The following is a 6,279-nucleotide window of genomic DNA, read 5'->3' as shown; positions in this document are numbered from 1 at the left end:
GGTGATCGTGGCGGTGCTGCTGGCGTTCGCCTACGGCATCATCGGCTGGCCGCAGCAGTGGAGCAAGCAAGGGCTGCTGGAATCCGTGCAGAAGCGCATCAGCCTGGGGCTGGACCTGAAGGGCGGCACCCACCTGGTGCTGCAGGTCATGGTGGATGACGCCGTCAACACCGAGACCGACCGCGCGGTGGAACGGCTCAAAGACCAGCTCAAGACCGCCAACATCAACTACGCCCAGATCCTGAAGCCCGATCCCACCAGCCATCCCGAGCTGATCCAAGTGAAGGGAGTGTCGCCGGATGCGAGCGGGGACTTCAAACGAGTGGTGCAGGACGGCCTACCCGACTACGACCCGACCTTGGGAGCCGAAAATAGCTGGACCCTGACCCTGAAGCCCACGGCGGAGACCGAGCTGAAGAACCGGGCGGTGGCGCAGGCCATCCAGACCATCTCGACGCGCATCAACGAATTGGGCGTGACCGAACCCACGGTGCAGGAGCAGGGGCTGGGACAGTACCAGATCCTGGTGCAACTGCCGGGGGTGTACGACCTGGCGCGGGTCAAGGATGTGATCCAGTCCACCGCCATGCTGGAGATCCGGCAGGCGCTGGATGGGAGCCGTTCGTACGCCAGCCAGCAGGACGCGCTCAACGCCCACCAGGGCATGCTGCCGCCGGACGCGGTGCTGCTGCCGGGACGCCCGGCGCCGGGCGACCAGGGCGAGGGGCAGGTGTGGTGGGTGATCTCGCGCACGGCCGCAGTTTCGGGCAGCGACCTGCGGCGCGCCATGGCAGGGACCGACGAGTCGGGCCGCCCGGAAGTGAACTTCGAGTTGACCGCCGACGGCGGAAAACGTTTTGCGCGTTTCACCGGGGCGCACGTCAACGATTCCCTGGCCATCGTCCTGGACGGCAAGGTCATCGAGGTGGCCAGAATCGACGAGCAGATCCACGACACAGGCCGGATCAAGGGAGCCTTCACCCAGCAGCAAGTGAACGACCTGGTCATGGTGCTGAACTCGGGGGCGCTGCCCGCCAGCATCCACTATCTGGACCAGGAGACGGTGGGCGCCTCACTGGGCGCCGAATCCATCCGCGAGGGCGTGACCGCCGCCATCGTGGGCATGGCCGCGGTGCTGGTCTTCATGCTCGTGTACTACAAGGGCGCGGGCATCAACGCCGACCTGGCTCTCATCCTGAACCTCGTGATTCTGCTGGGCTTCCTGGGCTACAGCTCGGCCACGCTGACCTTGCCGGGGATCGCGGGGGTGATCCTGACGGTGGGCATGGGCGTGGACTCCAACGTGCTCATCTTCGAGCGCATCCGGGAGGAATTGCGCAACGGCAAGGCGCCGGGCTCGGCGGTGGACCAGGGCTTCCAGCACGCCTGGGTCACCATCGTGGACACACACGTGACCACCATCGTGTCGGCGGCCATCCTGTTCCTGTTCGGGACGGGGCCGGTGCGAGGCTTCGCCGTGACCCTCACCTTCGGGTTGCTGGCCAACCTGTTTACGGCGGTCTTCGTCTCGCGTACCATCTTCGACGCCATCTTGAACCGCAAACAGCGGGGCGAGGCCATCAGTATCTGAAAGGGAGTTGGGAGTCAGTAGCTGGGAGTCAGCGGGAACTTTTCGGGGAGCAGCGGTGTCTGAAACAAGATTGGGTTGTGGGCCGGAGCTAGCACCGGCCAGGCGCCGCTGAAGTCATAAACAACGTGGAATTCTTTCGCGACACCAACATCGATTTCCTGGGGAAGAAGTGGTACTTCCTCGCCTTCTCGCTGATCTTCAGCGTGGCGGGGGTGCTTTCCATGCTCTTCTGGCACCACATCCCCCTAGGGGTGGACTTCCGGGGTGGCACCATCGTCCAGGTCAAGTTCACCAGCGCGCCCAACGCCGACCAGATCCGGTCGCTGATGGACAAGGCAGGGCTGCGCGACAGCCGCATCCAGACCTACGGCCCGGCCGCCAACAACGAGGTGCTGATCTCGCTGCCGCTGAGCGAGACCAGCGAGGCGGCGCTGGATAAGGGCAAGCTGGCCATCCTGCGCGCGCTGTCGGGCGCCGCGCCCGAGGGCAAGCTCGACCTGAACAACACCGACGTGCAGGCGCTGCAGGCCGATCTGCTGGAAAAGGACCCCTTGCACTTGGGGACGGACGCGGCCCAGCGTTATGCCCAGATCGCGCAAGCCCTCGTGGACCAGCGCGACAAGAAGCTGGGCGGCGTGCTGCACTCCTTCGACGAGCTGAAGGGAGCCGCGCCGGAGCCGGTGCTGCAGCGGCTGCAGTCGGATTTCTACCTATCGAACTTCGCGGAACGCGGGGGAAGCATCGTGGGTCCGCAGGTGGGGGCGCAGTTGCGGCGGCAGGCGCTGCTGGCCACGTTGTATTCGCTGGCCGGCATGCTGGTGTACCTGGCCTTCCGCTTCGAGTGGATCTACGGCGTGGCCGCGGTGGTGGCCTGCTTCCACGACACCCTGATCACGGTGGGAGCGTTCTCGCTGGCCAACAAGGAGATCTCGCTGACCGTGATCGCCGCCATCCTCACCCTGGTGGGCTATTCCATGAACGACACCATCGTGGTCTTCGACCGCATCCGCGAGAACCTGAAGCTGCTGCGGCGCGAGAGGATGGAAGACATCGTCAACAAGAGCATCAACCAGACGCTGAGCCGGACCATCCTGACCTCGGGGCTGACTTTCCTCACCGTCCTCTCCCTGTTCCTGTTCGGGGGGGAAGTTTTGCATGGGTTCTCTTTTGCGCTGGTCATAGGCATCCTGATAGGTACATACTCTTCGATCGCAGTTGCGGCCCCCATGCTGGTGGCCTACCAGAACTGGCGGGTGCAGCGATCGGGACGGGGACCCATGCCGGGGGGCGGCGGGCGCCGCGCCCAGGAGAACGGCCCGACGCGGGAAGCGTCGTCCGGCAAGGACGCGGGCAACCGCGAGAAGATCCGGGCGCGGGCCTAGCCCGCACCCGAAACAGGAGCGGGAGACCGCTGCTGTGGAGACCGGGAGCCTTCCCAGCGGATCCGGTGTCTAAGTAGTACAGGTTGCAGGAGATAAACAAATGTTTGAAGACAGCCTAGTGGAGTCGGCAGGCCGGATCAGAACCAAGCGGGGCTGGACCACACTGCTTTCGTTCCTTCTGGAGGGGCTGGCGATCGGGGTGATGATTCTGCTGCCCCTGATCTACACCGAAGCCCTGCCCAAACAGCAACTGATGAGCTTCCTGGTGGCGCCGCCTCCGCCCCCGCCGCCGCCCCCCCCGGCTGCGGCCCAGCAGATCAAGGTGGTCAAGGTGGAGAGCGACATCGTCAACGGCGAGCTGCGCACCCCCACCAAGATCCCGGAGAAGGTCAAGATGATCCAGGAGGACGCGCCCCCGCCGCCGGTGAGTTCCACCGGAGGAGTGGTGGGAGGCGTGCCCGGAGGCGTGCCCGGAGGTTCGCTGGGCGGCGTGATCGGAGGCATCATCGGCTCCGCTCCCGTGGCCATGCCCAAAGTGGCGGCCCCGCAGCGCATCCGCGTCTCCTCGGGCGTGGCCCAGGGCATGCTCATCCAGCAGGTGCAGCCCGTGTATCCGCCCATGGCCAAGATGGCCCGGGTGCAGGGGACGGTGGTGCTGCAGGCGGTGATCAGCAAGGAGGGCACCATCGAGAATCTGCGCGTGGTCAGCGGCCACCCCATGCTCATCCAGTCGGCCCTCGATGCCGTCAAGCAGTGGCGCTACAAGCCCTATCTGCTGAGCGGGGAGCCGGTGGAAGTGGACACCCAGATCACCGTGAACTTCAACCTGACCGGCGGCTAGAACGAGTGTGGGCCTCGTTCCCCGCCGGACGAGGCCGGAGTGAGCAGGGCGGTCCCGTTCCAGGACCGAGCAAGACCTCTCCGCGGGAGCGGGGAGCCAAGATTCGCGAGACATTCTGAGGAGGAGTGAATTCACCCATGCTTCTATCGAGCCTAGCAAGTTTCATCGTGATCAAGGCGCCGGCCGCCTTCGCGTTCTTCCTGCAGGAAGAGCAGGCAGTGGGCTGGGACGTGGTTTCGCTGTGGCACCAGATGGGCATCCTGGCCAAGATCGTGGTCGTGATCCTGTTCGTGATGTCGGCGTGGTCGATCGGCGTGATGATCGATCGCTGGATCGCGTACGGGGCGGCCCGCAAACAGTCGCGGCAGTTCGCGCCGGCGGTGGCGGGCGCGCTGCGCGACGGCAAGATCGATGAGGCCATCCGCGTGGCCGAGCGCAACAAGAAGAGCCACCTGGCCAAGGTGGTCACCGCCGGGCTGCAGGAGTTCAAGGCCCACGGCGACAGCCCCGACATCCCGGGCGAGCAGATCGAAGCCTCGCGCCGCGCCCTGGAGCGGGCCTCGGCCATCGTGCACGCCGAACTCAAGCGCGGCCTGGGCGGCCTGGCCACCATCGGCGCCACCGCTCCCTTCGTGGGGCTGTTCGGCACCGTGGTGGGCATCCTCAACGCCTTCCGCAAGATCCAGGAGTCGCACGCGGCCGGTCTGGGCGCGGTGGCGGGCGGCATCTCGGAGGCCTTGGTGACCACCGCCGTCGGGCTGGCCGTGGCCATCCCCGCGGTCATGGCCTTCAACTACTTCACCAGCAAAGTGGAGGCCTTCGACGTCGAGATGGACAACTCCTCCAGCGAGCTGGTGGACTACTTCCTGAAGAAGTCGGGACGGGCCCGCTAAGGCCGGGAGCGGATCTATGGCGTTGGCGAAGAAGATCGCGGACGTCAACAGCACCATCAACGTCACCCCCATGGTGGACGTGATGCTGGTGTTGTTGATCATCTTCATGGTGATCACGCCCATGCTGCAGAAGCAACATCCGGTGCAGCGGGCGGTGACCGATAACCCGGTCCCGATGGACGATGCCGACCACGAAGACGCGGTGGTGGTGTCGGTGGAGCGCGACGGCAAGGTCTACCTGGGCAACGAGCAGGTGACCCCCGACCAGCTCGAAGGACGCATCCGGGACCGCCTGGCCAACAAGGTGGACAAGCGCGTGTACATCAACGCGGACGCGCGCGCCAAGTACGGCGGGGTGGTGGAAGTAGTGGACAATGTCCGCGCCGCCGGCGTGGACCTGGTGGGGCTGCTCACCCAGCAGCGCCGGCAGGGCGCCGCCGCCGTCCGGCCCCCGGGCCAGTGAGAACGAGGCAGAGAGTGAGGTCATTTCCATGGCAATGACAATGGGAGGGGCCAAGGGCGGCCCCTCGGCCGACATCAACGTCACGCCCATGATCGACATCCTGCTGGTGCTGCTGATCATCTTCATGGTGATCACGCCGCTGACGCCGCAGGGCGAGGACGCGCTGGTGCCCCAGCCGCCTCCCCCCAACCAGCAGAAGCAACCGCCCAGCCCTGACCGCACCATCGTGGTGCAGGTGCTGAAGTCGGGAGGCGGGCAGCCCACCCTCAAGATCAACCAGGACGACGTCACCTGGGCCGACCTCAAGAGCCGGCTGGAGGAGATCTACAAGTCGCGGGCGGAGAAGGTGATGTTCGTCAAGGGCGATCCCGACGTGGACTTCCAGGACGTGGCGGTGGTCATCGATACCGCCCACGCCGCGGGGGTCGACAAGGTGGGCCTGATCACCGCCAAGATCGAAGCGGGACAGTAAAACCGGGAGCGCCGGGTGGGGTCCCCGGCGTCCCCTAGCATGGGAGAGGATCGGAATGAAGACAACCCTGCGACTGCTGGCAGTCGGGATGCTGACGGCCGCCTTGCTGGGCCTCACCGGCTGCAATAAGCTGAAGGCGCGGGACCAGCTCAACAAGGGGGTGCAGGCCTACAAGGCCGCCCGCTTCGAGCAGGCCATCGAGCACTTCAAGAACGCCGTCGAACTCGACCCCAACCTCAGCGTGGCCAAGCTCTACCTGGCCACCGCTTACACCGGGCAGTACATTCCCGGAGTGCCAAGTCCGGAGAACGTCCGCATGGCGGAGCAGGCCATCGACCAATACAAGCAGGTGCTGGCCACCAATCCCGATTCCCAGTACAAGCTCACCTGCCTGAAGGGCATCGCTTCGCTGTACTTCAACATGAAGGAGCTGGACAGGGCCCGCGACTACTATCGCCAGGCCTTGGTGGTGGACCCCAACGATCCCGAGATCTACTACTCCATCGGGGTGATCGACTGGACCGAGACCTACCAGAAGGCCGCGGAGGTCAAGGCCCCCCTGGGATTGAAGGTGGACGATGAGTACAAGAAAGACAAGCCCAGCGCCGCGGCCTGCCAGCAGTTGAAGGCGGCCAAC

7 protein-coding genes are annotated in these 6,279 nt (G+C 65.4%); all 7 read left to right on the top strand.

All coding sequences use genetic code 11. The annotated features are described in order from the left end of the window. Position 1: 1 nt before the first annotated feature. Complete coding sequence (secD, locus tag VEG08_06400) at positions 2–1,591, top strand: protein translocase subunit SecD (protein ID HXZ27616.1); 1,590 nt, start codon at positions 2–4, stop codon at positions 1,589–1,591. A 125-nt stretch (positions 1,592–1,716) separates the two neighbouring features. Then, on the top strand, positions 1,717–2,973 hold the full coding sequence (gene secF, locus VEG08_06395) for a protein translocase subunit SecF (GenBank protein ID HXZ27615.1): 1,257 nt from the start codon (positions 1,717–1,719) through the stop codon (positions 2,971–2,973). Between the two features lie 202 nt (positions 2,974–3,175). Further along, complete coding sequence (locus tag VEG08_06390; protein HXZ27614.1) at positions 3,176–3,814, top strand: TonB family protein; 639 nt, start codon at positions 3,176–3,178, stop codon at positions 3,812–3,814. Between the two features lie 137 nt (positions 3,815–3,951). Next, complete coding sequence (locus VEG08_06385) at positions 3,952–4,707, top strand: MotA/TolQ/ExbB proton channel family protein (GenBank protein HXZ27613.1); 756 nt, start codon at positions 3,952–3,954, stop codon at positions 4,705–4,707. A gap of 16 nt (positions 4,708–4,723) precedes the next feature. Next, a complete protein-coding gene (locus tag VEG08_06380) occupies positions 4,724–5,170 on the top strand; it encodes a biopolymer transporter ExbD (protein HXZ27612.1) in 447 nt (148 codons plus the stop codon). Between the two features lie 28 nt (positions 5,171–5,198). Beyond that, positions 5,199–5,642, top strand: a complete 444-nt coding sequence (locus VEG08_06375; GenBank protein ID HXZ27611.1) for a biopolymer transporter ExbD — start codon at positions 5,199–5,201, stop codon at positions 5,640–5,642. A 55-nt stretch (positions 5,643–5,697) separates the two neighbouring features. Beyond that, a partial coding sequence (locus VEG08_06370) for a tetratricopeptide repeat protein (protein HXZ27610.1) occupies positions 5,698–6,279 on the top strand: 582 nt, incomplete at its 3' end.

The sequence above is a fragment of the Terriglobales bacterium genome (assembly GCA_035624475.1).
Taxonomy (GTDB): domain Bacteria; phylum Acidobacteriota; class Terriglobia; order Terriglobales; family Acidobacteriaceae; genus DASPRL01.
The sequence above is the reverse complement of the archived record's forward strand: the minus strand, read 5'-3'. Positions and strand labels throughout refer to the sequence as shown.